Raw genomic sequence first — 26,216 nt, forward strand, 5'->3', positions numbered from 1 at the left:
CCTCTCCGGTGCCGGAATCGCCGACCGTGGCTGACTGACCGCGGTCGAAGCCAGACTACTGCTCGTCGCGAGGGGCTCCCGACACGGTGTCCGAACTCCAGGAGTCCTCACGCGCCTCCTCGGCCGCCCACGCGCGCGCACGCTCGCGGATCACCTCGGGGGCCTTCGCGGCCTCCTCCGGGGTGTCGAACGGGCCGGCGCGGTCCGGAGCGGGCGACTCGAAGCCCTTCTCGACCTCGCCGGTCTTGAGGTTGTACCAGTACTTCTCGCTGTCGTGCGTCATCGTGCCCTCCTCGGATCGCGGGGCTGGTCGCCGTCAGCACGATCCTACTGACGGGGGCCGCTCCGCGGCCGCCGTGTCCGCCTCGATAGGCTGTCGGCATGGCATCTGACGCGGCACGCGCCGTCGGCGTGGACATCGGCGGCACCGGCATCAAGGCGGGCATCGTGGACCTCGATCGAGGCGAGCTGATCAGCGACCGCGTCAAGGTCGCCACCCCCGAAGGGGCGCACCCGCCGGACGTGCTCGCCGCGGTCACCGAAGTCCTCTCGACCCTCGGCGTCGCCGACGACCAGTCGGTCCCGCTCGGGGTCGCCTTCCCGGCGATCGTCAAGCACGGCCGCACGCTGTCGGCCGCCAACGTCTCCGACCAGTGGATCGACTTCGAGGCGGAGAAGTTCTTCGAAGACGGCCTCGGTCGCGACATCCACTTCGCCAACGACGCGGATGTCGCGGGCGTCGCGGAGGTGCGCTACGGGGCCGCGAAGGACCGGGACGGGCTCACCATCCTCACCACCCTCGGCACCGGGATCGGCTCCGCGCTGCTCTACGACGGCGTGCTCGTCCCCAACTCGGAGCTCGGGCACGTGCAGCGCGCCCGGCACGGGAAGGATGCCGAGGCGTACGCGGCCTACTCGGCGATGGAGCGGCACGAGCTCACGTGGGAGCAGTGGGCCAAGCGGCTGCAGTGGTACTACGGCCACATCGAGTTCCTGTTCAGCCCGGACCTCTTCGTCGTCGGCGGCGGCGTCTCCAAGCACGCCGACAAGTTCCTGCACCTGCTCGAGCTCAAGACGCCGATCGTTCCGGCGGTGCACCGCAACAACGCGGGCATCATCGGTGCCGCGGCCCTCGCGGGGCGGCCCGTCGTCTGAGGTCGCGCCCGCCGGATGCTTCTCGCGACGGGGGCCGGCGGAGAGGGCGAATGGGCCGGCCTGTACGCCGGGTTCTGTCCGGGGGCGTGAGCCCCGTGGACGGTCATCTCTCTCGGCGACACGTTGCCGTGCCGCTCCAGCGGCCTACCCGGGGACTCGGCGGGCCGCGTCATCATCCCCTGTCTGGCCTTGCTCCGGGCGAGGTTTGCCGTGCGGGTCGTGTCACCACGACCCCGGTGGTCTCTTACACCACCCTTTCACCCTTACCGGGACCGAAGTCCCGGCGGTCTGCTCTCTGTGGCACTGTCTCGCGGATCGCTCCGGGTGGGTGTTACCCACCGCCCTGCCCTGCGGAGCCCGGACGTTCCTCGGCGCGCGGCGGCGAACCGCCCGCGACGCGACCGTCCAGCCGACCCATTCGCCCCGCGAGTCTACCGTCGCGGGCCGGGTGCCGGCTTCGCGTCAGTCCTTCTGAGCGGTCTCGGCGATGCGCACGTCCAGCAGGAAGTCGAGCGGGAAGTCGCCGAACAGCAGACGCCCCGCGGCGGCTGCGGCATCCGTCACCGCCTGCGCGGCCGCTTCGGCATGCTCTTCAGGCGTGTGCACGATCACCTCGTCGTGGAGGAAGAACGCCAGATGCGGCTGTCGTGCGAAGGCGGGACCCGACCGCGGCGCGGCGCGCCCGGCCGGCACGGGCGGGAGGGCGGCCAGACGTCCCCGCAGGTCGGCCAGCCACGCCAGCGCCCACTCGGCGGCGGTGCCCTGTACGACGAAGTTGCGTGTGAACCGGCCACGATCGCGGGCCCACCTCCTCGCACGGGTCTCTTCCGCTCCGGATGCCTCGGCCTCGGTCGCGCGGGACTGCGCGGCCGACCACTCCGGCGAGGGAGCCGGCGAGCTGCGGCCGAGCCAGGTCGAGACCACGCCGCCGTCTTCGCCGACGCGCGCCGCGTCATCCACCAGGCCCATCGCGCGCGGGTAGGCACGGCGCAGGCGCGGAACGAGGCGGCCGGATTCGCCCGTCGTGGCACCGTACATGGCGCCGAGGAGGGCGATCTTGGCCTCCTGACGGGTGGCGACGGCACCGCTGTCCACGATGCCCGCGTAGAGGTCTCGGCCGCGCGCCGCCGCGGCGAGGGCGGTGTCGCTCGCCATCGCGGCCAGCACGCGCGGCTCCAGCTGCGCGACGTCGGCCACGACCAGCCGCCAGCCGGGATCGGCGCGCACGGCCTCCCGCAACTGGCGTGGAAGCTGGAGAGCGCCTCCGCCGGAGGACGCCCAGCGGCCGGTGACGACGCCACCGGGGACGAAGACGGGGCGGAACCTCCCGTCGGCGACCCATTCCGAGAGCCAGACCCACCCGTTGGCGGAGAGCAGCCGCGAGAGCTTCTTGTACTCGAGGAGCGGCTCGATGACCGGATGCCGCTGCTCGGCGAGCTCCCACCGGCTCGTGGACTCGACCAGCACGCCGACGCGGTGCAGCGCCCGCAGCAGTTTCGGCTGCGAGTCGAGGCTCGCCGTCGGGTCTCCGAGCGCTGCACGCACGCGCTCCGCGGCGTCCGCGAGCTTCGCCGGCTGGCCGCCACCGGGACGGCGCTCCCCCAGCGTCTCGACGAGGATCCGGTCATGCGCGGCGGCGTCCCACGGGAGCCCTGCAGCCCGGAGCTCGGTGGCGATGAGCGCGCCCGCCGACTCCGCCGCGGTCAGCAGGCGCAGCCGGCCGGCCCCGCTGCTGTCCGAGACCGCAGCGCGCTGGCGCCGGAACTCGGCCAGGGCAGCCTCGACATCGGACGGGGGCCCGGCGGGACGCTGCCCGTGCTCGAGATCGAACAGCGTGGGCGCCGCGTCCGCCGCGTCGACGTGTGGTGCGGCATCCCATTCCACCGCCCGGCGCACCACGGCCGACTCGTCGACCAGCGCCGAATCCCTCAGGATGGCGTGACAGAGCCGCAGGTCGTGGCAGCGGGCGATCCGGACTCCGGCGGCGAGCAGCGCCGTATACCACTGCGGCGTGTCGTGCCAGACCCAGCGAGGCGCCCAGCGCGCCTCGGCGTCGGCGATCCAGGACGTCAGCGCGCCCTGATCGACCTCGTCGCGGTCCAGCTCGGCGGCGGCGTCGTCGAGCCGGATGACGTGCGCCCCGCGAGCGGTCCGTCCGAGGACGATCCAGGCGGGCGCGTCAGCTGCGCCCACGACGGCACTGCCCGGCTGGGCTCACAGCCCGGATTCCGTCACAGTCCGGAATCATCGTCGCGCACCAGCAGGCAGCCGCATTCGGGGCACGTGACGACCTCGTCCTCGGGCGACTGGCGCAGCACCTGCAGGTCGGTGCCGGCGAGCACCATGTTGCAGCCCTCGCAGGTGCGGCGGCGAAGGAGGGCCGCGCCGGCACTGCGCACGGCCACACGGTCGTACAGCGAGATCAGATCGGCGGGCAGGGCGCCGGCGATCGCGGCCCTGTCACGGGTCGCGGCTTCGAAGGCCGCCGTCGCCTCGGCGACGGCGCGCTTGCCGTCGGCGCTGAGCTCGGCTCCCTCGGCGTTGGTCGCCGCGATGAGCGACTCCTGCTCGGCGACGGCCGCGTCCGCGAGCTCGAGTCGCTCCATGATCGCCAACTCGGCGTCTTCGAGGTCGTTCTTACGTCGCGCGAGCGCGGCGAGCTCGCTCTCGAACCCCTGCGCCTCCTTCGAATTGGTGGACGCCGCGAGCCGCTGCGCGTCCCGTGCGGCACGGGCCTCGACCACGGCGACGTCGGATTCGATGCGGGACAGTTCCGTGCGGAGGTCGTCACGGGCGCCCAGGCGGGTGGTGAGCTCCTGCGACAGCTGCTGACGGCGTCCGAGCAGCTCCTGGACGCGACCGGCCTGCGGCGGGTTCTTGCGGGCGTTCTCGGCCCGGCGGATCCTGGCGTCGAGCTGGGCGACCTCGACGAGGCGGCGCTGGTCTGCGGGGCTGGCTTTCACGTGTCCAACCTACCGTGGGCATCGACGCCGTGATCGGCGGGGGCTAGCATTCGACGACCGGTCCTTCCGCTGACGAAAGGCGCGCATCATGGGCGTTCTCCGTACGAAGTCCGTCGAACGGTCCATCGCCGACACCGATGAACCGGAGTTCCGGCTCAAAAAGTCGCTGACAGCACTCGACCTGACCGTCTTCGGCATCGGCGTCGTGATCGGGGCAGGGATCTTCACGCTCACCGGCCGGGCCGCCCACGAGGTCGCCGGCCCGGCGATCGTCCTGAGCTTCGCGGTGGCCGCGATCGCCTGCACCCTCGCCGCGCTCTGCTACGCGGAATTCGCCTCGACCGTGCCGGTGTCGGGGTCGGCGTACACCTTCTCGTACTCGTCACTCGGCGAGCTGTTCGCCTGGATCATCGGGTGGGACCTCATCCTCGAGATGTTCCTGGGGGCGAGCGTGGTCGCGCAGGGATGGAGCGCGTATCTCGGCACGCTTCTCGATCAGCTCGGGATGCCGATCCCGCCCGAGATCGGATACGGCGGCACCGTCGACCTCATGGCCATCCTGCTGGTGCTGGTGCTCGGCGGGCTCATGACCTTCGGCATCAAGGAGTCGCTGAGGGTGAACATGGTCCTCGTCGCCGTGAAGCTCTTCATCGTGCTGTTCGTGATCGTCGCCGGCATCCTGTTCGTGAACCCCGCCAACTGGTCGCCGTTCGTCCCCGCCCCCGCACCGACCGATGCACCGACCGGGTTGAGCCAGCCGCTGCTGCAGTTCTTCTCGGGCATCGAGCCGACCGCCTTCGGCGTGGGCGGCATCTTCGCGGGCGCTGCACTCGTGTTCTTCGCGTACATCGGCTTCGACGTCGTCGCGACGACCGCGGAGGAGACGCGCAATCCGCAGCGCGACCTGCCGATCGGCATCATCGCGTCGCTGGTGATCTGCACGCTGCTCTACTGCGCCGTCGCGCTCGTCGTCACCGGCATGGTCCCCTACCAGGACCTGGACCCCGCGGCCGCCCTGGCCAACGCGTTCGCGTTCCACGGGCAGACCTGGATGGCCACCCTGATCTCGGCCGGCGCCGTCGCCGGTCTCACGACCGTCGTGCTGACGCTCCTCATCGGTGCGACGCGCATCATCTTCGCGATGTCCCGCGATGCGCTGCTGCCGATGGGCCTCGCGAAGGTGCACCCCCGGTACCGCACGCCCTGGCTCATCTCGATCATCGTCACGATCGTGGTCGCCGTCGTCGCGGGATTCACCCCGGTCGGGCTCCTCGAGGAGATGGTGAACATCGGCACGCTCTCTGCCTTCGTGCTCGTCTCGGTCGGCGTGATCGTCCTGCGCCGCAAGCGGCCCGACCTGCCGCGCGCGTTCCGCGTGCCGTTCAACCCGTGGTTGCCCGCGCTTTCGGCGGCCATCTGCGTGTACCTGATGCTCAACCTCACCGTCGAGACCTGGCTGCGATTCCTGGTGTGGCTCGTCATCGGCTTCGCGATCTACTTCGCCTACTCGCACCGGCACTCGAAGATCGGCCAGCCCGGCTACGAGGAGTTCGCGCTGCCGCATGTCGTCTCACACCAGCGCGACGACAGCGACGACGATCCGCGGCCGGACCGGGGATGAGGACGACGGTGGGCCCTGCCGGGATCGAACCGACGACATCCACGGTGTAAACGTGGCGCTCTACCAGCTGAGCTAAAGGCCCTCGCTGTCAGTCTACGAGGTGCGTCCGTTGCGTCTCGAACTCGCTAGGCTGGCAGATGGTGCGTTGTGCACGGCTGACAAAGCCTGCCCCGCTCCGGTAGCGATTCCCTGGCACGATCTGCCAGACGACGAAAGGTCTTCTGTGACTGTCAACGATCAGGATCCGTACTCGCAGGAACCCCTCGACAGCGATCCCGATGAGACCTCCGAGTGGCAGGAGTCCCTCCAGCAGCTCGTGCAGGCGAAGGGCCACGGACGTGGCCGAGAGATCATGCTGAGCCTGCTGCAGACCTCGCACGAGCTGCAGCTGAACGTCCCGCAGGTTCCCACCACGGACTACATCAACACGATCGCCCCCGAGAACGAGCCCGAGTTCCCGGGCGACGAGGAGCTCGAGCGACGCTACCGCCGGTGGATCCGCTGGAACGCCGCGGTCACGGTGCACCGAGCGCAGCGCCCCGGCATCGGCGTCGGCGGCCACATCTCGACGTACGCCTCGTCGGCGTCGCTGTATGAAGTCGGCTTCAACCACTTCTTCCGGGGTCTGGACGACCCGAACGGCGGCGACCAGATCTTCATCCAGGGCCACGCCTCCCCCGGCATCTACGCCCGCTCGTTCCTCGAGGGGCGTCTGACATCGGAGCAGCTCGACGGCTTCCGCCAGGAGAAGTCGAAGGCGCCGAACGCGCTGCCGTCGTACCCGCACCCCCGGCTCATGCCGGAGTACTGGCAGTTCCCGACGGTCTCGATGGGTCTCGGACCGATCAACGCCATCTACCAGGCGATGACGAACAAGTACCTCACCAATCGCGGGATCAAGGACGCCGCCGACTCGCATGTCTGGGCGTTCCTCGGCGACGGCGAGATGGACGAGGTCGAGAGCCGCGGACAGCTGCAGGTCGCCGCGAACGAGGGCCTGGACAACCTGACCTTTGTCGTCAACTGCAACCTCCAGCGTCTCGACGGCCCGGTCCGCGGCAACGGCAAGATCATCCAGGAGCTCGAGAGCTTCTTCCGCGGCGCCGGCTGGAACGTCATCAAGGTCGTGTGGGGCAGCGGCTGGGACGAGCTGCTCGCGAAGGACACGGACGGCGCGCTCGTGCACCTCATGAACACGACGCCCGACGGTGACTTCCAGACCTACCGCGCCGAGGACGGCGCGTTCATCCGCGAGCACTTCTTCGGGCGCGACGAGCGCACCGCGGCCCTCGTGAAGGACTGGTCGGACGACGACATCTGGGGCAAGCTGCGCCGTGGCGGCCTCGACTACCGCAAGGTCTACGGCGCCTACAAGGCAGCCACCGAGCACAAGGGCCAGCCCACCGTCATCCTCGCGAAGACGATCAAGGGCTACGGGCTCGGTCATCACTTCGAGGGTCGCAACGCGACCCACCAGATGAAGAAGATGACGCTCCAGGACCTCAAGTACTTCCGGGACTCCATGCGGATCCCCATCTCGGACGCGCAGCTGGACGAGAACCCGTACCTGCCCCCGTACTACAACCCGGGCAGCAACGACGAGACGATCCAGTACATGCTGGAGCGCCGCCGCGCGCTCGGCGGCTTCCTGCCGGAGCGCCGCACGCACCACGTCGGCCTGCAGCTGCCCGGCGACGAGGCGTACGCACTGCCGAAGAAGGGCTCGGGCACGCAGGAGATCGCCACCACGATGGCGTTCGTCCGGCTGCTCAAGGATCTGCTCCGGGCGAAGGACTTCGGCCACCGCATCGTGCCGATCATTCCCGACGAGGCGCGCACGTTCGGCATGGACGCGTACTTCCCGACGGCGAAGATCTACAACCCGCACGGCCAGAACTACACCTCCGTCGACCGCGAGCTGCTGCTGGCGTACAAGGAGAGCCCGCAGGGCCAGATCATCCACGTCGGCATCAACGAGGCCGGCGCCGTGGCGGCGTTCACCGCCGCGGGCACCTCGTATGCCACGCACGGCGAGCCGCTGATCCCGGTGTACGTCTTCTACTCGATGTTCGGGTTCCAGCGCACCGGCGACGCGCAGTGGGCGGCGGGCGACCAGATGGCACGCGGCTTCATCATCGGCGCGACGGCGGGACGCACCACGCTCACCGGCGAGGGACTGCAGCACGCCGACGGCCATTCGCCGCTGCTGGCCTCCACCAACCCGGCGACGCTGTCGTACGACCCGGCCTACGGCTACGAGATCGCGCACATCGTCCGCTCGGGCATCGAGCGCATGTACGGCGGCAACCACCCCGACCCGAACGTCATGTACTACCTCACGGTGTACAACGAGCCGCTGGTGCAGCCGGCGGAGCCGGAAGGGGTGGACGTCGACGGCATCGTGCGCGGCATCCACCGCATCTCGACCGCGGAGGGCGAAGGCCCGAAGGCGCAGATCCTCGCGTCCGGCGTCGGGGTGCCGTGGGCGCTCGAAGCGCAGCAGCTGCTGCGCGAGGACTGGGGCGTGCAGGCGGATGTCTGGTCGGTGACCTCGTGGAGCGAGCTGCGCCGCGACGGTCTGGCGGCGGATGAGCACAACTTCCTCCACCCGGAAGAAGAGGCACGCACCGCGTACCTCACCGACAAGCTGAAGGATGCCGCCGGCCCGGTCGTCGCGGTGAGCGACTTCATGCATGCGGTGCAGGATCAGATCCGTCCGTGGGTGCCGAACCGGTTCGCGACCCTCGGTGCCGACGGCTTCGGGTTCTCGGACACGCGAGCCGCCGCCCGTCGCTTCTTCAAGATCGACGGTCCGTCGGTCGTCGTCCGCACGCTGCAGTCGTTGGCCGAAGAGGGCGTGGTCGACCGCAGCCTCGCGGCACAGGCGATCCAGAAGTACCGCCTGCACGATGTGACGGCCGGAACGAGCGGGAACGCGGGCGGCGAGAGCTGACCCGCCGATGGGCAGGCCCACCGAGGTGATGGACAAGACCGAGACGCTCGCCTGGTTGCGACGCATCTCGGGCGACCTCGCCACCGTCACCATCAAGCGTCTCGATGACACGCTGCCCTGGTACGCCGAGATGCCACCGGCCCGCCGCTCCGCGGTCGGGCTGGTGGCACAGGCCGGCATCACCTCGTTCATCCAGTGGTACGACGATCCCGAGTCGACCCCGTGGATCGCCGCCGACATCTTCGCCGCCGCTCCTCGCGAGCTGCTGCGGAGCGTGAGTCTCACGCAGACGCTGCAGCTGATCCGGGTGACGGTCGAGGTCACCGAGGAGCGGGTCGCCGGCAAAGGCGAGCATCTGCGCGAGGCGATCCTGCTGTACTCGCGCGAGGTCGCCTTCGCCGCGGCGGACGTGTACGCCCGCGCGGCGGAGGCCCGGGGCCTCTGGGATGCGCGGCTCGAGGCGCTGGTGGTGGACTCCATCCTCACGGGAGAGGCCGACGAGGAGCTGCCGAGCCGCATCGCCGCGCTCGGCTGGCACGGTCACGGCGAGGTCGCGGTGCTGGTGGGCACCACTCCCCCCCAGTTCGACGTCGACCAGCTGCGGCGCACGGCACGCAAGCTCGGCGTCGACGTGCTGATCGGGGTGCAGGGCTCTCGCCTCGTGCTGGTCGTGGGGCGCGCCGACCTGTCGGCGATCGCCGACGACGCCGTGGTCGACCTGCCCTTCGCGGAGATCGCGCGGCGGCTCGAACCCGGATTCGGTGCCGGCTACCTCGTGCTCGGTCCCACGGTGCCCGCACTCGTGGACGCGAGCCAGAGTGCCCGGGCGGCGCTTGCCGGCTTCGCGGTCGCGAGGGCGTGGCGCCACGCCCCGCGCCCGGTCGAGGCCGATGACCTGCTCCCCGAGCGCGCCCTCGCCGGCGACCCCCTCGCGAAGATCACCCTCGTGGATCGCATCTACCGGCCGCTGCAGGCGCACAGCGCCGACCTGGTCACGACGCTGTGGGCCTACCTCGACAACGGGCGATCGCTCGAGGCGACCGCCCGCGAGCTGTTCGTGCACCCCAACACCGTCCGCTACCGGCTCAAGCGCGTGTCCGAGGTGATCGGCTGGGATGCCACGGGACCCCGCGAGGCGCTGATCCTGCAGACCGCGCTCATCCTCGGCTCCATCGGGACGGATGCCGCCCGCCGACGCCCGCCGACGCCTCGGCGCGGCGCCGTCTGACGTCGTCGCCGGCCCGACGTGTGGACCTTGCACAAAGGCATCCGTCATTCTTGTGACGGTGTCGCCAGAACCACCCTCCAGATCCTTGACAGGATGGAACGGTGAGAATCGCGGTATTCCCAGGGCAAGGCTCCCAGTCCCCCGGCTTCCTGACACCCTGGCTCGACGCGGACGGCTCAGCCGATCGCCTCGCGCAGTACTCCGAGTGGTCGGGCGTCGACCTCGTGGCCGCCGGCACGGAGTGGGATGCGGACCGCATCCGCGACACGCAGGTGGCCCAGCCCCTCATCGTCGCCGCGAGCCTGCTGTCATGGAACGCGCTCCCCGAGCGTGAGCGCATCGCCGGCGTCGCAGGTCACTCCGTCGGCGAGTTCGCCGCAGCCGCCGCGGCCGGCGTCCTCAGCGAGCAGACCGCGCTGACGCTCGTCGGCATCCGCGGCCGCGCGATGGCCGAGGCCGCCGCCGCTGCCGAGACGGGTATGAGCGCGGTGATCGGCGGCGACGAGGCAGCCGTCGTCGCACGCCTCGACGAGCTCGGCCTCGCGCCGGCCAATTACAACGGCGGCGGCCAGCTCGTCGTCGCCGGCGCGCTCGACGCGCTTCAGGCACTCGCGGCGGCGCCGGTCGCCGGCACGCGGGTGATTCCCCTCCAGGTGGCGGGGGCCTTCCACACCCGGTACATGGCGCCGGCCGTCGAGACGCTGCGCGCCGCCGCTGCCGAGGTCGCGGCATCAGATCCGGGCATTCGGCTCTGGACCAACCGCAACGGCTCAGCAGTGGCGTCGGGCCGTGATTTCGTCGACCTGCTCGTCGACCAGGTCGCCTCGCCGGTGCGCTGGGATCTCTGCATGTCGTCCTTCGCCGACGCGGGTGTGTCGGGCATCGTGGAGCTGTCCCCCGCCGGAACGCTCGTCGGGCTCGCCAAGCGCGCGCTCCGCGGGGTACCGACGGTCGCCGTCAAGACGCCCGCTGACCTGGACGCCGCCACCGCCCTGGTGGCCGTCGACGCATGACCGGAGTATCCGAATGACCCCCATCCTCGTCCAGCCCACCGGTGTCGCCCACACGCGCATCTACGCGTACGGCGCCGCCCGTGGCGAGATCGCCGTGCCGAACGACGACCTGATCGGTCCGATCGATTCGAGCGACGAGTGGATCCGCCAGCGCACCGGCATCGTCACGCGCGCGCGTGCGGTGGCTGGGACGGATGCCATCGACCTGGCGACGGATGCTGCTCGCGAGGCGATCGAGCGCTCCGGCGTCGACCCGTCGCAGGTGGACGCCGTCATCGTGGCGACCATCAGCAACCCGAAGCAGACGCCCTCGGTCTCGGCGATCGTGGCAGACCGCGTGGGGGCGAATCCCGCCGCCGCATACGACCTGAACGCCGCATGCGCGGGCTTCGCCTACGGCGTCGCGCAGGCGGACGCCCTCATCCGTGCGGGCGCCGCACACTACGCGGTGGTCATCGGCACCGAGAAGCTCAGCGACGTCGTCGATCCGACCGACCGCAGCATCTCATTCCTCCTCGGTGACGGCGCGGGCGCAGTGGTGATCGGCCCGAGCGACGCGCCCGGGATCGGCCCGACGGTGTGGGGCTCGGACGGCTCCAAGGCCGACGCGGTGGGCATGAACCACACGCTGACCGAGTTCCGCGACGGCATCGCCCCCTGGCCCACGCTGCGCCAGGAGGGCCCCACGGTCTTCCGCTGGGCCGTGTGGGAGATGGTGAAGGTCGCGCGTCAGGCGCTCGAGGCTGCGGGGGTCGAGGCATCCGACCTCGCCGCCTTCGTGCCCCACCAGGCCAACATGCGCATCATCGACGAGTTCGCCAAGCAGCTGAAGCTGCCCGACACGGTGCTGATCGGTCGCGACATCGAGACCACCGGCAACACCTCCGCCGCATCGATCCCACTCGCCACCCACCGGCTGCTCGAGGAGCACCCCGAGCTCAGCGGCGGCCTCGCACTGCAGATCGGCTTCGGTGCCGGCCTCGTGTTCGGCGCGCAGGTGGTGGTGCTCCCCTGACCCGGCGGAGCCCGACCCTAGACTGAGACGGCCCGTTCGGGCCCCCCGCAAACCCCTAGAAAACAGGAGAACCCCATGGCATTCACCAACGACGAGGTCCTCGCCGGACTCGCGGAGCTCATCACCGACGAGACCGGCATCTCGGCCGACGAGGTCGCCCTCGAGAAGTCGTTCACGGACGACCTCGACATCGACTCGATCTCGATGATGACGATCGTCGTCAACGCCGAGGAGAAGTTCGGCGTCACCATCCCCGACGACGAGGTCAAGAACCTCAAGACCGTCGGCGACGCCGTCACCTTCATCACGTCGAACCAGGCGTAAACCCCCCGGTGGGGGCCGCGGCCCCCACCGGCGCATCCACGAGGATTCACAACGACATGAGCAACTCCCGCATCGTCGTGACCGGCATCGGCGCATCGTCGCCGCTGGGCGGCACGGCACCCGAGAGCTGGTCCGCGCTCCTGGAGGGCGTCTCCGGCGCCCGCACCCTCGAGTACGACTGGGTCGAGCAGTACCAGTTGCCGGTGAGCTTCGCCGCAGAGGCGAAGGTGCGCCCCGACACCGTGCTCGAGCGTCCCATCGCCAAGCGCCTCGACCCTTCGTCGCAGTTCGCGCTCGTCGCGGCGATGGAGGCGTGGGCCGACGCCGGCAGCCCCGAGATCGACCCGGAGCGGCTCGGCGTCGACTTCGCCACCGGCATCGGCGGGCTGCACACGCTGCTCGACGGGTGGGACACGCTGCGCGAGAAGGGCCCGCGCCGCGTTCTGCCGATGACGGTCCCCATGCTCATGCCGAACGCGGCTGCCGGAAACCTCTCCCTCCACTTCAACGCCCGCGCCTATGCGCGCACCGTCGCGAGCGCCTGTGCGTCGAGCACGGAGTCGATCGTCAACGCGATCGAGCACATCCGCGCCGGCTATGCCGACGTCGTCATCGCCGGCGGTACCGAGTCCGTCATCCACCCGGTGACCATCGCCGCGTTCTCCTCGATGCAGGCGCTGTCCCGTCGCAACGACGACCCCGCGACCGCGTCGCGGCCCTGCAGCGTGGACCGTGACGGCTTCGTCATGGGCGAGGGTGCGGCGGTGCTGATCCTCGAGACCGAAGAGCACGCCCGGGCGCGCGGTGCGAAGATCTACGCTGTCGCGGCAGGCGGCGGCGTCACCGCGGACTCGTACCACATCACCGCGAATGATCCCGAGGGCCTGGGGGCTTCGCGCGCCGTGCGCCTCGCGCTCGAGATGGCGGATGCCTCGCCCGACGACGTGACGCACATCAACGCGCACGCCACCTCGACGCCTGTCGGCGACCCGAACGAGTACACCGCCCTGCGCTCGGTCTTCGGCGACCGTATCGACGAGATCCCGGTGTCGGCCACCAAGGCATCGACCGGCCACCTGCTCGGCGGCACCGGTGCGCTCGAGGCGATCTTCACCGTGCTGGCACTGCAGGAGCGGGTCGCTCCCCCGACCATCAACCTGACGACGCAGGATCCCGCGGTGCCGTTCCGCATCTCGAGCGCGCCCGCGCCGCTCGGCGACGGGCCGCACCTCGCGATCAGCAACTCGTTCGGCTTCGGCGGTCACAACGCGGTCGCGGCATTCGCCTCGATCTGAGGCCTCGGTCGCAGCCGCTGCGATGCAACGAAGACGCCCCCGGGACCCTGCGACGAGCTCAGGGACCGGACCGGGGGCGTCTGTCGTGCCAGGCGGTGGTTCGCGGTCCCGCTGCCCGGGATTCATGGCCTCCGAGCCTCGGTAGTGGCGCCCCGCGCCGCCTGCGTCTGTGTTCAGCCGACTTTGTGCAGCCAGACGACGGTCGCGTCGTCGCTCGCGTGCCGGAACGCCTCGAGCTCCTCGTCCCAGGCGGCGCCGAGGGCGATGTCGAGCTCGCGACGCAGTTCGAATGCGTCGCCGCCGGCGATCTCCATGGCGTAGCGGATGCGGTCCTCGCCGATGACGACATTGCCGGCGCTGTCGGTCTGCGCATAGTGGATGCCGAGCCCCGGCGTGTGCAGCCAGCGGCCGCCGTCGCTGCGGGGGGTGGGATCCTCGGTGACCTCGAAGCGCAGATGCTCCCAGCCGCGGATCGCTGTCGCAAGCGCCGAACCGGTGCCGGCCGGGCCCTCCCAGTAGAACTCCGCCCGGCGGCTGCCGGTGAGAACCGGCTGATCTGCCCATTCGAAGCTGACCGCTCGACCCAGCGCTCGTCCGACTGCCCACTCGAGGTGCGGGCACAACGCTCTTGGCGCGGAGTGGATGAAGATCACCCCACGCGCCTTTTGTGTCGCCATGATCTCTCCGTTCGTCAGGTGCGTCTTCCCCTACGACCTGTGAAGGTGTTCATGACGTGCTGTTCGGTTGTGCTGCCGCCCATTATTGCCGAGAGGGCGGGGGAATCACAAGAGTGTGATTTCCCCGCCCTTCCGGTCGGAGATGCGGAGGCTCAGGCCTCGCTCATCGCCTGGACTTCGACCTTGCCCTTGGCCGCGTAGTACGCGGCGCGAGCGGCATCGCGACGCGCCTGCTCCGCCTGGCCGGCGTCGAGCACGTCCTGCGGCACGTCGACGTACTCGGTCGTCGGCTTGCCGTGGTACTTCTCGATGTAGGCGTCGAGCTCGGGGCCGGACTCCCACGACGTGATGAGGCAGTAGCGCGGCTCTTCACCGTTGTGATGCACGGCGTGCCACAGCCGCTGCGTGTCGACGATGAGCTGAGCGCCGGCGGGCAGTGCCACGCGGTACTCGATGCTCGGGTCGGTGCGGTTCTCGCGCAGCACGAAGTAGCTGGTCTTGTCGTCGGTGAGGTTGAAGAAGCCGCGCACGACCCAGCCCGTGCCGTCCGGGTTGAGTCGGTTGTTGTCGTCCTGGTGCAGGTTGTACAGCGCGTCGGCGTACGTGTTGGGCTGCAGCTCGATGACACGGCAACGCCCGACGTTCGCGCCGGGCTCCTGTGCGCGGCGCGTCATCTCCGGCGCCTTCTCGACCTGAGAGGGGATCCAGACGCCGTCCTTGTCGGTGCGCGGGGGCGTGTGGTTCCAGAACCCGTTGCACTCGATCTCGCCCTTGGCGGATGCGAGCGGCGCGAACCGGGTGTCACCCGACGACTTCCAGTCGACGTATTCGATGGAGAGCCATTCCTTCGGGTCGAGCTCCCGATCGTAGGAGTCGAGGACCACGAAGCCGGTCTCATCGAGAGCGGCAGACTTGATGTAACCCATGACGAATCATGCCTTTCGGTCAGTGAGCCAGCACGTTTTAACAGGCTCAACTTAGGCAAGCCTACATCGGGCCCCCGAAGCGGCCCGTGGACCGCGCCGTGAATAACCGGCGCACGCCGGCGGCGCCGGGTCGGCGGGGTGCACCGCCTTTAGACTGGACAGGCCATGGTCACTGCCACGAATGTCGACGCCACTGCGGTCAACACCATCGGATGGCTCTCGGCCGCGGACTGGACGATCGTCGTTCCGGTCTACCAGCGGCAGTACCGGTGGGACATCGGCGGGTGCGAGCAGCTGCTCTCGGACATCCGCGCGGTGGCCGATCTCGATGATCGCCACATGCACTTCATCGGCTCGATCCTCTCGTCGGCAAGCGGCGCAGGCGAGGAAGCCGAGCTTGTGCTCATCGACGGCCAGCAGCGCACGACGACCCTCATGCTGCTCGTCGCGGCCCTGCACCACACTGTTCGTGAGACCGATACCGGTCTCGCCGACCAGCTGCAGCGCGTGCTGGTGCACTCGCACGACGCGACGCGCACCAAGCTGCGACCGCATCGGGCCTGGGCGTCCGTCTTCGAGCGCGTGGTGCTCGATCTGCCGCTGCCGCCCGACGAGCAGCGCGACTCGCGGTTCGACGACAACTACGCGTTCTTCCGCAGTCAGATCAGCCTCGACGAGGCACCCCACATCTGGCGCGGCCTGCAGAAGCTCGAGCACGTGGCGATCACGCTGGGCGCCGGCGCCAATGCGCAGCAGATCTTCGAAAGCCTCAACTCCACCGGCGAACCGCTGCGCGACCACGAGCTGATCCACAACTACGTGCTGATGGGCCTCAATCATGCCGAGCAGCGTGAGATCGAAGCCGAGTACTGGCAGGCCATCGAGCAGAACACCGGCGACGCCATCGCCGCGTTCTGGCGGCAGTACCTGGTCATGACAACCGGCCGTGAGGTGACGGTCGTCGGCGGACGCGGCGTGTACGAGGCGTTCCGGCACGAGTTCCCCCGGCTGGAGTTCGCCGACCTGGTGCGTCACGCCGACGAATGGCGTGAGCTGTCCCGGGTGTATCGCGTGCTGTTGCACCCGAGCGAGGCCCCGGATGCTGAGCTAGCGCGCGAGTTGTCGTACCTCAGCACGTTCGGCACGGGGATGTACCCGCTCGTCATGCGCGTGTACCGCGACTTCGAGTTGGGCGCCGTCGCCCGCGAGGAGCTCATCGAGACACTCGAGATGGTGCAGTCGCTGCTGGTGCGCCGCTCGATCGTCGGCACGGGCGTCGAGCGACTGGTCGCGCGTCTGTGCCGTGCGCGCGAACAGGGCAGGGACGCACTGGTGTCGGCGATCTCCCGCATCACCCCCTCGGACGAGCGCGTCGCTGTGGCGCTGAAGTACTCCGAGCTGCCCCACGCGTCGTATGTGCTGGGCCGTCTCGCCGGGGTCGACGGAGCCGGCGGCCTCGATGTCGAGCACATCTTCCCGATCGCGCCGGGCGACGCGTGGTCGGGCGACGGTGTGCGCGCGTGGGCCTCGTACAGCGAAGATGAGCAGAACAGCCATCGCGCCCTCGCGAACACCATCGGCAACCTCACAGTGCTCGAGGAGGACCTCGCGCTGCGCGCCTTCGACCGCTCGTTCCCTGAGAAGCGTGCGCTCTACGCCCGCAGTGCCGTCGGGACGACAGCCGCACTCGCCGAACTTCCCGCCTGGGGAACCGCCGCGATCTCCCAGCGGTCGACGCAGCTGACCGAGCGCTTCGTCAAGGTGTGGAAGCGCCCCGGCGGGCCGGCGATCGACGACGACGGTCTGACCCCCATCCTCGACGCCGTGCGCCGGCGCGGCTGGCCGCCGGGATGGCACCGCGAGTGGTCGTACGTGGAGTACTGCGGCGAGCATTGGGAGGTACCGGACGTCAAATACCTCTTCAACCGCGTCTTCAAGCGACTGTGGGCCGACGCGCGTGAAGCCGTCGTCGCATACAGCGCGCGACGTGGCGGCCCGGTGTACACGGCGCAGTCGTGGAATGGCCAGTGGGATCGGCTCGACGATGAGCACTCGCTCTACATGGGCTGGGACTCCAGCTACATGCTGAGCGCCGTGCAGGGCGTCCTGGAGGAGGCCGGCCTCGCACCCGAGGTGTTCGTCAAGTACTCGTACATCGGCAACGCGATGTGAAGGGGACGGATGCCTCACACCGAGGCATCCGTCCCCTTCATCGTGGGTCGCGCGGGCGTCACTCGAACGTGACGGCGGCGTTCTCGTTGTTCAGCACGATCACCGGAGTGATCGACGGATGACCCGCCGCCTGGATCTTCGCCAGGTCGAAGCGGAGCAGCGGCGTGCCGGCTGTGACTTTCTGGCCCTTCTCGACCAGTGTCTGGAAGCCGTCACCCTTCATGCCGACGGTGTCGATGCCGACGTGGATGAGCAGCTCCGTGCCGTCGCCCAGCACGAGCGCCACGGCGTGGCTGCTGTCGAACGTCGCCCCGATAGTGCCGTCGGCGGGAGCGACCACCGTGTCGCCGGTCGGCTCGATCGCGACGCCCGGCCCCATGATGCCCTGCGCGAAGGTCGGATCGGGTACCGCGGACAGCGGCACCACCCGTCCCTCGAGCGGCTGGCGCAGCCTCACGGTCGTGGTGGCCGGGGTGTCGGTGAGCACCGCGGTGGAGCCCGCGGCGGGAGCGATGGATGGTTCCGGCGCGGCGCCAGCCGGCACCGCGACCTCTCCCGCGATGATCTGCTCCATCGCGTCCTTCACGAACTGCACGTTCGTTCCGTAGACGACCTGCACCGATTTGCCGCCGGGCTTCATCGTGCCCGCCGCCCCGGCGCGCTTGAGAGCGGTTTCGTCGACCTTGCTCGGGTCGTCGATCTCCATCCGCAATCGTGTGGCGCAGTTCTCGAGTTCGAGGATGTTCGCTTTTCCTCCGAGTGCATCGATGAAGCGGCTGCCGGTGATGAGGTACTTGTCGTCGGCCGCGTGCGTGTCGTACTCGGTGCCCTCGCCGAGGATGTCGTCATCCTCGCGCCCGGGGGTCTTCAGGTTGAACCGCTTGATGAAGAAGTAGAACACCCCGAAGTAGATGAAGAACCAGAACACGCCCATCACCGGGATGAGCCAGGGGTTCTGCGCCATCGGGTTCATCCAGTTGAGCACGAGGTCGACGAACCCGGCCGAGAACCCGAAGCCCATGCGCACCGGCAGTATCTGACTGATCGCCATCGAGATGCCGGTGAACAGCGCGTGCGTGACGTACAGGACCGGGGCCAGGAACATGAAGGCGAACTCGAGCGGCTCCGTCACGCCGACGAAGAACGACGAGATGGCGCCGGCGAGCAGGATGCCGTAGGCGAGCTTCTTGCGCGTGGTCCTGGCCGTCAGGTACATCGCGAGGGCCGCACCGGGCAGACCGAACATCATGATGGGGAAGAACCCGGTCATGTACTGGCCGGTGACCCCGTAAGTGCCTTCGCCGGAAAGGAAGTTGTTGAGGTCGTTGATGCCGGCGACGTCGAACCAGAACACGGAATTGAGTGCGTGGTGCAAGCCCACGGGTATGAGCAGCCGGTTCAGGAAGCCGTAGATGCCGGTGCCGAAGGGGCCGAGCGTGACGATCCACTCGCCGAAGGTGACGAGTCCGCCGTAGACCCACGGCCAGACGAAGTACAGCACGATGGCGACGACGAGCGAGATGCCCGCCGTGACGATCGCGACCGAGCGCTTGCCCGAGAAGAACGACAGCGCGTCCGGCAGCCTGGTGTCTTTGAAGCGGTTGTAGCAGAACGCGCCGATCAGGCCGCAGATGATGCCGATGAAGACGTTCTGCACCCTCAGGAAGGAGGGGTCGACCTCGTTGACGTCGGCCACGCCGGTGTAGAGCGCCACCGTTTCCGGCTTGAGGAGCGTCGTCACCACGAGCCAGGACACGAGTCCCGCCAGCGCCGAGGTGCCGTCGGACTTCTGGGCCATCCCCAGCGCGATGCCGACGGCGAACAGCAGCGCCATGTTGTCGAGCAGGGATCCGCCGGCAGCGCCGAGGAACGCCGACACGATGTTGGGGCTCTTGCCGCCATTGCTGATCCAGAATCCGAGGCCCGAAAGGATCGCGGCCACCGGCAGCACCGCCACCGGGAGCATGATCGATCTACCGAGCCGTTGCAGGAACTTCATTGTTCGCCTCCCAGGCGCAAGGGACAGGTTGCTGCCGCTGACGCTACACGCAACAACCAGTGCGCCAACAGGTCCCTCCCTCCGAAAGTAAGGGGTGCGAACGAATTGCCTTCGGTGGCGTGGGCCACCCACAGGTGCGTTCTCGACGACACCCGTTCTCCGAGTGGAAGACCGCCGCAACCCTTCGGGCAGCGGCGGTCTTCCACTCGTAGGGCGGGTGGGACTTGAACCCACGATCGTCGGGTTATGAGCCCGCTGCCTTGACCAGCTTGGCCACCGCCCCCGGGCACCGAGTGCGCAGACGAGCCTACCGGTCCGTCTCGACGTGCGCGCGTCAGTGGTGGTCGGTGTCGTCGAGGCGGTCCTTGACCGGCGGCTCGGGCCACACCTTAGCAACGGCCTCGGTGACCTTGACCGAGCCGGTGCGCGGGTGCGCGGCATCCATCGTCTCGCCGTCGCTCCCACGCTGGATCGGCAGCTCTTGGCTCTCGCTGAGCACCTGCGGATGGTGGCGCGCCAGCTGGAACACTCCCCACACCGCGATCGCACCGACCACGGCGAACGAGATGTAGACCCAGAGTGGAGCGCCGGCGACCTCCTGCAGCACCGTCAGACCGATGATGATGGCCACGATGGGGTCGATGACAGTGAGACCGGCGACGACCAGGTCGGGCGGACCCGAGGCGTACGCGCTCTGCACGAAATAGGCCCCGATGATGGCGCCGATGATCAGGGCGGCCAGGCACGCGAACGTCAGCCAATCGAAGTTGTCGTCTTTGATCCGCTCGATGACCACCTTGGCCAGCGTCGCGACGAAACCGTAGATGACCCCGGCCGCGGTGATGTAGAAGAGAGCGCCGATGCGCTTGCGCAGCCAGATCCAGAACCCCGCGAACACCAGCGTGACGACCACCAGGAGCACCAGGATCGTGATCAGCTGCCCGTTCGACACGGGCTTCTCGGTCGCGAACAGGGCGGCGATGGTGACGAAGATGAAGATGCCGCCGACGCACGCGCCGATCGCGATGAGGGAGCGCTTCGTGGGCTTGTGCCCACTGATCTGCGCATTGAGGAGGGTCGTGATGACGAGGGCCACCGCTCCCAGCGGCTGCACGACGATGAGCGGTGCGAAGAAGAGGGCAGACAGCTGGCAGACGATCGCCAGGCCCAGCATCACGGTGCCGATCACCCACGAAGGACGGGCGAGCAGCTTCAGCAGATGACTCGGCCCCAGCCCCTCGCTGGAGTGGCCGCCACTGAGGCTCTCGACCTTCGTCACGCCACGGTGCTGGTACTGGGCGCCGAACGACATGAACACCGCGCCCAGCAGGGCGAGCGGGATGCCGATCAGGATGCCGGGGTTCTGGAACGCGCCGACGAGCTGATCGCCGACATCCTCGAGTTCCACCGCAGTCCAGACCACGTATCGACACTAGCCGCAGGCGCCGGTCGATAGGCTCAAGGCGTGGCTGTTCTCCCGATTCGCATCATGGGCGATCCCGTCCTGCACTCCCCCGCATCCCCCGTCGAAGAGATCACGGACGAGATCCGCACGCTGGTCGCCGACATGTTCGAGACGATGGATGCCGCACCCGGCGTCGGGCTCGCCGCCCCTCAGGTCGGTGTGCCGCTGCGCATCTACACGTACAACTACGCTGACGACGACGGTGCGCCCTGGCGCGGGGTGGTCATCAACCCCGAGCTGTGGATGCGACCGCTCGACCCGGGCGCACCAGATCCCGACGACGAAGCCGAAGGCTGTCTCTCGTTCCCGGGCGAACGATTCCCGCTGCGTCGCTCGGACGAAGTGCTCGTGACCGGTTCCGATCTCGACGGGGCGCCCGTGGAGATTCGTGTCGACGGGTGGCGGGCACGCATCATGCAGCACGAATTCGACCACCTCGACGGGATCCTGTACGTCGATCGTCTCGACGACGGCGACTGGAAGACCGTGCAGAAGATCGCCCGCAAGCGCGGGTGGGGCCGGCCCGGCAGTGCCTGGACTCCCGGAGTGGACGACATCGACGCCTGATGCTCAGGCAGGTATATCGTCGCTGCGGCGGTTCTGACGGTCGACCCACCGACGCAGCTCGGCGTCGGCTCCGGGCGGCGCCTGTGCGATGACGTTCATCCCCTGCCGCACGAGGGTGGTGCCGGTCTGCAGCGGCCCCCACACCCGGGCGGTGGTCAGCTCGCCGGTGTCGACGTCGCGTACCTGCACCTGCGTGGTGTCCGTGGCCTTGCGTGACCCCGCCCCGCCCGCGACGTGCTGCACGACCAGCACCGGAAGGCCGTGGGCCGCGGCGGTGGCGATGACCGAGTCGAGATCGTGCGCGGCCCACTGACTGCGGATCCCGCGCGCCGTCCACAGCGCGACCACCACGACCGCGATCGTCGCGACACCCGTCGGAACAAGCCAGCAGCTGACGACCGCGAGAGCCAGCGACCACACCAGAACGCCACGCACCGCGAGCAGGATCGCCGCGATCGAGGGCACCAGTGCGAGGAAGAGCCAGGGCGCCGGAACCGAGAACGGGAACATCCACGGGTCTCCGCCCATCAGCACCACGAGGCCGACCCACGCGACCGCCGCCGCGAACACCGCCAGCGCAGCCAGCAGCGGCACAGCGCGGTAGATCGGCGCCGGCGCGGGGACGCCGCCCTCGACCGCCAGCAGCGGCGAGGCCTTCGCGCGACCCGCCATGTGCACCCCTCGATCTGATCCCGGAGACGAAGAAAGCCTCGGGGGTGGAGCCCCGAGGCCTTCGCTCCCCCACTTGGACTCGAACCAAGAACCTATCGGTTAACAGCCGATTGCTCTGCCAATTGAGCTATGGAGGAATGGTCCGCACTTTCGCGCGGGCAACCAGACCATACTAGCAAAGCCCAGCCCGTGCTCACGACCACGGCAGGGCTTTCATGAGCTCACGAGACGCCTGTCGGCCTCGCCGCTCGGCGTCCACAGCAGGTTCTGCGTGCCATGTCCGTACGCGACCGCATGCCCTGCGCGGAGCACGAGCACGTCCGCATCCAGCTCGTTCACGACGTCCCGCTCGTTGGTGACGATGAGCGCCGCCATGTCGAGCTCACGGCGGCGCCGCAGCACGGCCTCGCGTGCCGCCTTGCGCACCTCGACGTCCATGTTCGCGAAGGGCTCGTCGGCGATCAGCACACGCGGCTGCAGAACGAGAGCGCGCGCCAGCGCGACGCGCTGGCGCATGCCGGCGCTCAGCTCGTACGGATATTTTGCGGCCGCGCCGAGCGGGAGCATCAGCTCGTCCAGCAGGGACGCCACCCGCACCGCGAGGGCACGTGCGCTCACGCGGCGGTCGCGGCTGGTGATCGGTTCGCCGATCAGGTCGGCCACCGTGAGGCGCGCCGGCAGCCGGGCGCCCGCCGACTGCGGGAGGTGGCCGGCGTAGTACGTCAACTGGCGATGCGCGCGGCCCGGATGCCGCACCGAGATTCCTTCGACGAGCGCGTGTCCGCCCACCACAGCGAGGCCCGCCTCGTCGGCGCCTGCCAGCACCGTGGCGAGCGAGGACTTGCCTGAGCCGGTCGGGCCCATCAGAGCGAGGATGCCACCGTGGGGCAGCCGGAACGAGACGCCGTCGACGACCCGCTGGGACTCACCTCCGCGGCCGCCACGACGGGCGATCGAAAGATCGGAGCAGTCGATCGCGACATCCGCGTCTCTTCGGCGAGCCATCTGTTCATCCTGCCCTGGGAGCGACCTCGACGCCAGCCGGGACGCGCGGATCAGGACGCTTCGTCGACGAGCGCCTGGCGTCGTGCGTCGAGCTCGCGCAGGCGCAGGCGGATGCTGCGTCCCTCTTCGGATGCCGCCGGCACACGCTGGATCGCACCGAGGAGTTCGGCCTTCTCCCGATCGAAGCGCCGCAGGACGAGGCGGCGCGCGAGATCTCCTGCCGATGTCACCGCCGCATCATCGCTCAGCGCCGGGAAGTCGCCCGCGAGCAGCTCTGCGGCGAGCGACCGATACGGCTCGCGCACGGTGGCGACGGCATCCGCCGACCAGCCCGGCCGCTGCATCCCGGGTGCCTCGCGGATGGCGACGCGCACCGCGTCGAGCGCGGAGTTGCGGAACGGCTGCTCGAGCGCCCGTTCGATGAGGGTCGCGTCCATGCGGTGCCCGAACTGCAGCACGCCCATCAGCGCGTCCCGCTCCAGCCCGACCTCGGGGGTGCGGGGAAGTGTCGCGAGTGTGACGCGCAGCGCGCCGTCGGCGGCGGGCTCCGCCGGTGGCGCTCCGGGGGCGGAGTCGCGCCGGTTCCCGCCACCACGGCCCGCGCGTTCGACCTCGCGGCGCACGTCTTCCGTGTCCATGCCGAGTCGACGCGCGAGCACCCGCACGTACTCGGGCTGCAGGAGCGGGTCGCGCAGCTCGGCGACGACCGGTGCGGCCGAGCGCAGCGCGCCCACACGGCCCTCGACACTTGCGAGATCGAAGCCCGAGATGCGCTGATCGATCACGAACTCGACCATGGGCACCTTGGTCTCGAGCAGCGCGCGAACCGCGCCGTCCCCTCGGGCGAGGCGCAGGTCGCACGGGTCGAGTCCCTCGGGACCGGTGGCGACGTACGTCTGCGCGTTGAACCGCTTGGCGTCGGCGAAGGCGCGCAGCGCCGCCTTCTGCCCTGCGGCATCGGGATCGAAGGTGAAGACGACCTCCCCGGCGGTGGAGTCGTCGCCCATGACGCGGCGGAGCACCGTGATGTGGTCGGAGCCGAAGGCGGTGCCGCACGTGGCGATCGCGGTCGTGATGCCGGCGAGGTGGCAGGCCATCACGTCCGTATAACCCTCGACGACCACGACACGGTGCTGGCGGGAGACCTCGCGCTTGGCGAGATCGAGTCCGTAGAGCACCTGCGCCTTCTTGTAGATGGTCGTCTCGGGCGTGTTGAGGTACTTGGGGCCGTTGTCGTCGTCGTAGAGCCGGCGTGCGCCGAACCCGATCACCTGACCGGTGACGTCGCGGATGGGCCAGACCACCCGGCCGCGGAACCGGTCGTACACGCCGCGCTGGCCCTGCGACACGAGTCCCGCTGAGGAGAGCTCCTCGTCGCTGTAGCCCTGTGCGCGCAGCGCCGAGTGCATGCCCGACCACCCTTTCGGGGCGTAGCCCACGCCGAAGTGTCCTGCTGCGCCGGCGTCGAATCCGCGCTGCCCCAGGAAGCGCCTGGCGATGTCGGCTTCCGCCGTGACCAGCTGCGCGCGGAAGAACTCCGCCGCCGCCGCGTTCGCGGCGTACAGGCGCGCACGGCCGGTGTGCTCGGGGGCGGCGCCGCCGTCCTCGTAGTGCAGCGAATAGCCGATGCGGCCGGCGAGGCGCTCGACCGCCTCGGTGAAGGTCACATGGTCCATCGCGCGCAGGAAGGAGTAGACGTCGCCCGACTCGCCGCAGCCGAAGCAGTGGTAGAAGCCGGCCTGCGGGCGCACGTTGAAGCTCGGGCTGCGCTCGTCGTGGAACGGGCACAGGCCCTTCAGCGAGCCGACGCCGGCCGACTTGAGGGCGACCCGCTCACCGATGATGTCGGCGATGTTCGTGCGGGCCTTCACCTCGTCGACGTCGGCCTGACGGATTCGCCCCACCATCAGCGCACCTCGGACGGGTCGCGGGCGGTGCGCGCCGCGTCCATGGGCCGGGCTCCCGGCGCCCAGACGCCGACGGATGCGGCGTCCACCTGCCCGACGAGCGACCCGTGCCACGCGATCGCCAGCTGGTCGGTGAGACTCGCGACCTGATCGACGACCACGCGGCGGCGTGCGGCATCCGTTTCGGCGGCGGCGAAGTCCTCCGCGTGCAGCGGGTCCAGCGCCTCGGGTCGCTCCCAGAGCGCGGTGGCGACGCGCTTGAGCAGGCGCCGCTGCTCCTTGTAGAGGTCTTTGCGTCCCTCGATCGACACGACCGCCGCGCCGATGATGCCCTTGAGCACTGCCATCTCAGCCTCGACGATGCGGGGCACCACGAGGTGCCCGCGGTAGCGGGTCAGCACCGAGGTCGCGTACGACTCGCGCGTGGCCGTCGTGGCCGCGCGCGCGAAGCGGCCGATGAGGTCGGAGGTCAGGTTCTTGAGTCGCGCCAGCGCCGGGCGCGTGCCGTCGAACGAATCGATCCACTCGGGCATCCGTGTGAGGCGGAACAGGGCGTCCTCGAGCTCGTCCCGCGCGAAGTCGAAGCCGACCCATGACTGGATCGCTGTGAGCAGCCACTGGTGCTCGCGCGGATCCACGAGGCGCGCGGGGTCGAGGTAGCCGTTGACCACGGCGTCCTCGAAGTCGTGCACCGAGTAGGCGATGTCGTCCGAGAGGTCCATCACCTCGGCCTCGATGCAGCGCACGCGTCCTGGCGCTTCCGCGCGCAGCCAGCGGAAGACCTCTTCGTCTTCGGGGTAGACGCCGAACTTCAACCGGCCGCCCGGATCGGGGAGCGGGTGGTCTGCCGTCCACGGGTACTTGCACGCCGCGTCGAGGCTCGCGCGCGTGAGGTTCAGCCCGAAGCTGCGGCCCTCGGCGTCGATGACCTTGGGCTCGAGGCGCGTGAGGATGCGCAGCGTCTGGGCGTTCCCTTCGAACCCGCCGAAGCCCTCCGCCCACTCGTTCAGCGCCCGCTCGCCGTTGTGCCCGAAGGGCGGGTGCCCGAGGTCGTGGCTGAGGCAGGCGGTGTCGACGACGTCCGCGGCGAGGTCCAGCGCCGTCGCGAGCTCGCGCCCGACCTGGGCGACCTCGAGCGAATGTGTCAGGCGGTTGCGCGCGAAGTCGGCCGGACTCGCCGGGCTGAGCACTTGCGTCTTCGCGGCGAGACGCCGGAGTGCAGCCGAGTGCAGCACTCGGGCTCGATCCCGCGCGAAGTC

The 26,216-nt window shown here is 69.5% G+C and carries 21 protein-coding genes, 3 tRNA genes and 1 other RNA gene; 10 read left to right on the forward strand and 15 right to left on the reverse strand.

The features are described from left to right. Window positions 1-55: 55 nt before the first annotated feature. Window positions 56-283 carry an SPOR domain-containing protein gene (locus B1729_RS17620; protein WP_163634079.1) on the reverse strand — a complete coding sequence of 76 codons (228 nt, stop codon included), beginning with the start codon at window positions 281-283 and terminating at the stop codon, window positions 56-58. Between the two features lie 98 nt (window positions 284-381). On the opposite strand from B1729_RS17620, the gene B1729_RS17625 reads away from it, so the two are divergent. Further along, window positions 382-1,155: an ROK family protein gene (locus tag B1729_RS17625; protein ID WP_163617195.1), complete on the forward strand. Its 774-nt coding sequence runs from the start codon at window positions 382-384 to the stop codon at window positions 1,153-1,155. A 47-nt stretch (window positions 1,156-1,202) separates the two neighbouring features. On the opposite strand, the gene rnpB is transcribed toward B1729_RS17625, so the two are convergent. The 3 genes from rnpB to B1729_RS17640 form a co-directional block, all read right to left on the reverse strand. Next, window positions 1,203-1,572, reverse strand: an RNA gene (gene rnpB, locus B1729_RS17630) — RNase P RNA component class A. 45 nt (window positions 1,573-1,617) lie between these two features. Next, the gene (locus tag B1729_RS17635; protein ID WP_163634080.1) at window positions 1,618-3,348 is read right to left on the reverse strand and encodes a bifunctional 3'-5' exonuclease/DNA polymerase; all 1,731 of its coding nucleotides are present in this window, start codon (window positions 3,346-3,348) and stop codon (window positions 1,618-1,620) included. A 38-nt stretch (window positions 3,349-3,386) separates the two neighbouring features. After that, a complete protein-coding gene (locus B1729_RS17640; protein ID WP_163634082.1) occupies window positions 3,387-4,118 on the reverse strand; it encodes a C4-type zinc ribbon domain-containing protein in 732 nt (243 codons plus the stop codon). Window positions 4,119-4,206: 88 nt separating this feature from the next. Between B1729_RS17640 and B1729_RS17645 the strand changes: the two genes are divergently transcribed. Beyond that, window positions 4,207-5,739 (forward strand): amino acid permease, encoded by a 1,533-nt coding sequence (locus tag B1729_RS17645; protein WP_163617198.1) that lies wholly within the window; start codon window positions 4,207-4,209, stop codon window positions 5,737-5,739. A gap of 9 nt (window positions 5,740-5,748) precedes the next feature. On the opposite strand, the gene B1729_RS17650 is transcribed toward B1729_RS17645, so the two are convergent. Next, window positions 5,749-5,821: transfer RNA gene (locus B1729_RS17650), tRNA-Val, on the reverse strand. 141 nt (window positions 5,822-5,962) lie between these two features. On the opposite strand from B1729_RS17650, the gene aceE reads away from it, so the two are divergent. The 6 genes from aceE to B1729_RS17680 all read left to right on the forward strand — a co-directional run bounded on the left by aceE (window position 5,963) and on the right by B1729_RS17680 (window position 13,567). Further along, on the forward strand, window positions 5,963-8,692 hold the full coding sequence (gene aceE / locus B1729_RS17655; RefSeq protein WP_163617199.1) for a pyruvate dehydrogenase (acetyl-transferring), homodimeric type: 2,730 nt from the start codon (window positions 5,963-5,965) through the stop codon (window positions 8,690-8,692). A 28-nt stretch (window positions 8,693-8,720) separates the two neighbouring features. Next, window positions 8,721-9,920, forward strand: coding sequence for a helix-turn-helix domain-containing protein (locus tag B1729_RS17660; RefSeq protein WP_204260031.1), 1,200 nt, complete (start codon window positions 8,721-8,723; stop codon window positions 9,918-9,920). Between the two features lie 101 nt (window positions 9,921-10,021). Beyond that, window positions 10,022-10,933 carry an ACP S-malonyltransferase gene (locus B1729_RS17665; RefSeq protein WP_163617201.1) on the forward strand — a complete coding sequence of 304 codons (912 nt, stop codon included), beginning with the start codon at window positions 10,022-10,024 and terminating at the stop codon, window positions 10,931-10,933. A 13-nt stretch (window positions 10,934-10,946) separates the two neighbouring features. Continuing rightward, complete coding sequence (locus B1729_RS17670; RefSeq protein WP_163634084.1) at window positions 10,947-11,948, forward strand: beta-ketoacyl-ACP synthase III; 1,002 nt, start codon at window positions 10,947-10,949, stop codon at window positions 11,946-11,948. 75 nt (window positions 11,949-12,023) lie between these two features. Then, a complete protein-coding gene (locus B1729_RS17675) occupies window positions 12,024-12,272 on the forward strand; it encodes an acyl carrier protein (protein ID WP_013586517.1) in 249 nt (82 codons plus the stop codon). 56 nt (window positions 12,273-12,328) lie between these two features. Beyond that, complete coding sequence (locus tag B1729_RS17680; protein ID WP_163617203.1) at window positions 12,329-13,567, forward strand: beta-ketoacyl-[acyl-carrier-protein] synthase family protein; 1,239 nt, start codon at window positions 12,329-12,331, stop codon at window positions 13,565-13,567. Window positions 13,568-13,740: 173 nt separating this feature from the next. On the opposite strand, the gene B1729_RS17685 is transcribed toward B1729_RS17680, so the two are convergent. Together B1729_RS17685 and B1729_RS17690 are read right to left on the reverse strand one after the other, a co-directional pair. Beyond that, window positions 13,741-14,244 carry a DUF3145 domain-containing protein gene (locus tag B1729_RS17685; protein WP_163617204.1) on the reverse strand — a complete coding sequence of 168 codons (504 nt, stop codon included), beginning with the start codon at window positions 14,242-14,244 and terminating at the stop codon, window positions 13,741-13,743. Between the two features lie 152 nt (window positions 14,245-14,396). Further along, window positions 14,397-15,170 carry a hypothetical protein gene (locus B1729_RS17690; protein ID WP_163617205.1) on the reverse strand — a complete coding sequence of 258 codons (774 nt, stop codon included), beginning with the start codon at window positions 15,168-15,170 and terminating at the stop codon, window positions 14,397-14,399. A gap of 165 nt (window positions 15,171-15,335) precedes the next feature. On the opposite strand from B1729_RS17690, the gene B1729_RS17695 reads away from it, so the two are divergent. Beyond that, on the forward strand, window positions 15,336-17,342 hold the full coding sequence (locus B1729_RS17695; protein ID WP_163634086.1) for a DUF262 domain-containing protein: 2,007 nt from the start codon (window positions 15,336-15,338) through the stop codon (window positions 17,340-17,342). Window positions 17,343-17,400: 58 nt separating this feature from the next. Here B1729_RS17695 and nagE read toward each other — a convergent pair whose 3' ends face one another. The 3 genes from nagE to B1729_RS17710 all read right to left on the reverse strand — a co-directional run bounded on the left by nagE (window position 17,401) and on the right by B1729_RS17710 (window position 20,764). After that, a complete protein-coding gene (gene nagE / locus B1729_RS17700) occupies window positions 17,401-19,341 on the reverse strand; it encodes an N-acetylglucosamine-specific PTS transporter subunit IIBC (RefSeq protein WP_163617207.1) in 1,941 nt (646 codons plus the stop codon). A 209-nt stretch (window positions 19,342-19,550) separates the two neighbouring features. Further along, a tRNA-Ile gene (locus tag B1729_RS17705) sits at window positions 19,551-19,624 on the reverse strand. A gap of 51 nt (window positions 19,625-19,675) precedes the next feature. Beyond that, window positions 19,676-20,764: a DMT family transporter gene (locus tag B1729_RS17710; protein WP_163634088.1), complete on the reverse strand. Its 1,089-nt coding sequence runs from the start codon at window positions 20,762-20,764 to the stop codon at window positions 19,676-19,678. 42 nt (window positions 20,765-20,806) lie between these two features. On the opposite strand from B1729_RS17710, the gene def reads away from it, so the two are divergent. Continuing rightward, complete coding sequence (def, locus tag B1729_RS17715) at window positions 20,807-21,373, forward strand: peptide deformylase (RefSeq protein WP_163634090.1); 567 nt, start codon at window positions 20,807-20,809, stop codon at window positions 21,371-21,373. A gap of 3 nt (window positions 21,374-21,376) precedes the next feature. Here the strand turns inward: def and B1729_RS17720 are convergent, their stop codons facing one another. From B1729_RS17720 to B1729_RS17740, 5 genes are all read right to left on the reverse strand, one after another. Next, window positions 21,377-22,045, reverse strand: a complete 669-nt coding sequence (locus B1729_RS17720) for a hypothetical protein (RefSeq protein WP_163634092.1) — start codon at window positions 22,043-22,045, stop codon at window positions 21,377-21,379. A gap of 64 nt (window positions 22,046-22,109) precedes the next feature. Continuing rightward, a tRNA-Asn gene (locus tag B1729_RS17725) sits at window positions 22,110-22,182 on the reverse strand. 76 nt (window positions 22,183-22,258) lie between these two features. Beyond that, window positions 22,259-23,050 carry an ATP-binding cassette domain-containing protein gene (locus B1729_RS17730; protein WP_163617211.1) on the reverse strand — a complete coding sequence of 264 codons (792 nt, stop codon included), beginning with the start codon at window positions 23,048-23,050 and terminating at the stop codon, window positions 22,259-22,261. Between the two features lie 50 nt (window positions 23,051-23,100). Next, window positions 23,101-24,954, reverse strand: a complete 1,854-nt coding sequence (dnaG, locus tag B1729_RS17735) for a DNA primase (protein WP_163617514.1) — start codon at window positions 24,952-24,954, stop codon at window positions 23,101-23,103. 2 nt (window positions 24,955-24,956) lie between these two features. After that, window positions 24,957-26,216, reverse strand: a 1,260-nt coding sequence (locus B1729_RS17740; protein ID WP_163634094.1) for a deoxyguanosinetriphosphate triphosphohydrolase, incomplete at its 5' end; no start/stop codon positions are given.

The sequence above is a fragment of the Microbacterium sp. B35-04 genome (assembly GCF_010634885.1).
Taxonomy (GTDB): Bacteria; Actinomycetota; Actinomycetes; order Actinomycetales; family Microbacteriaceae; genus Microbacterium.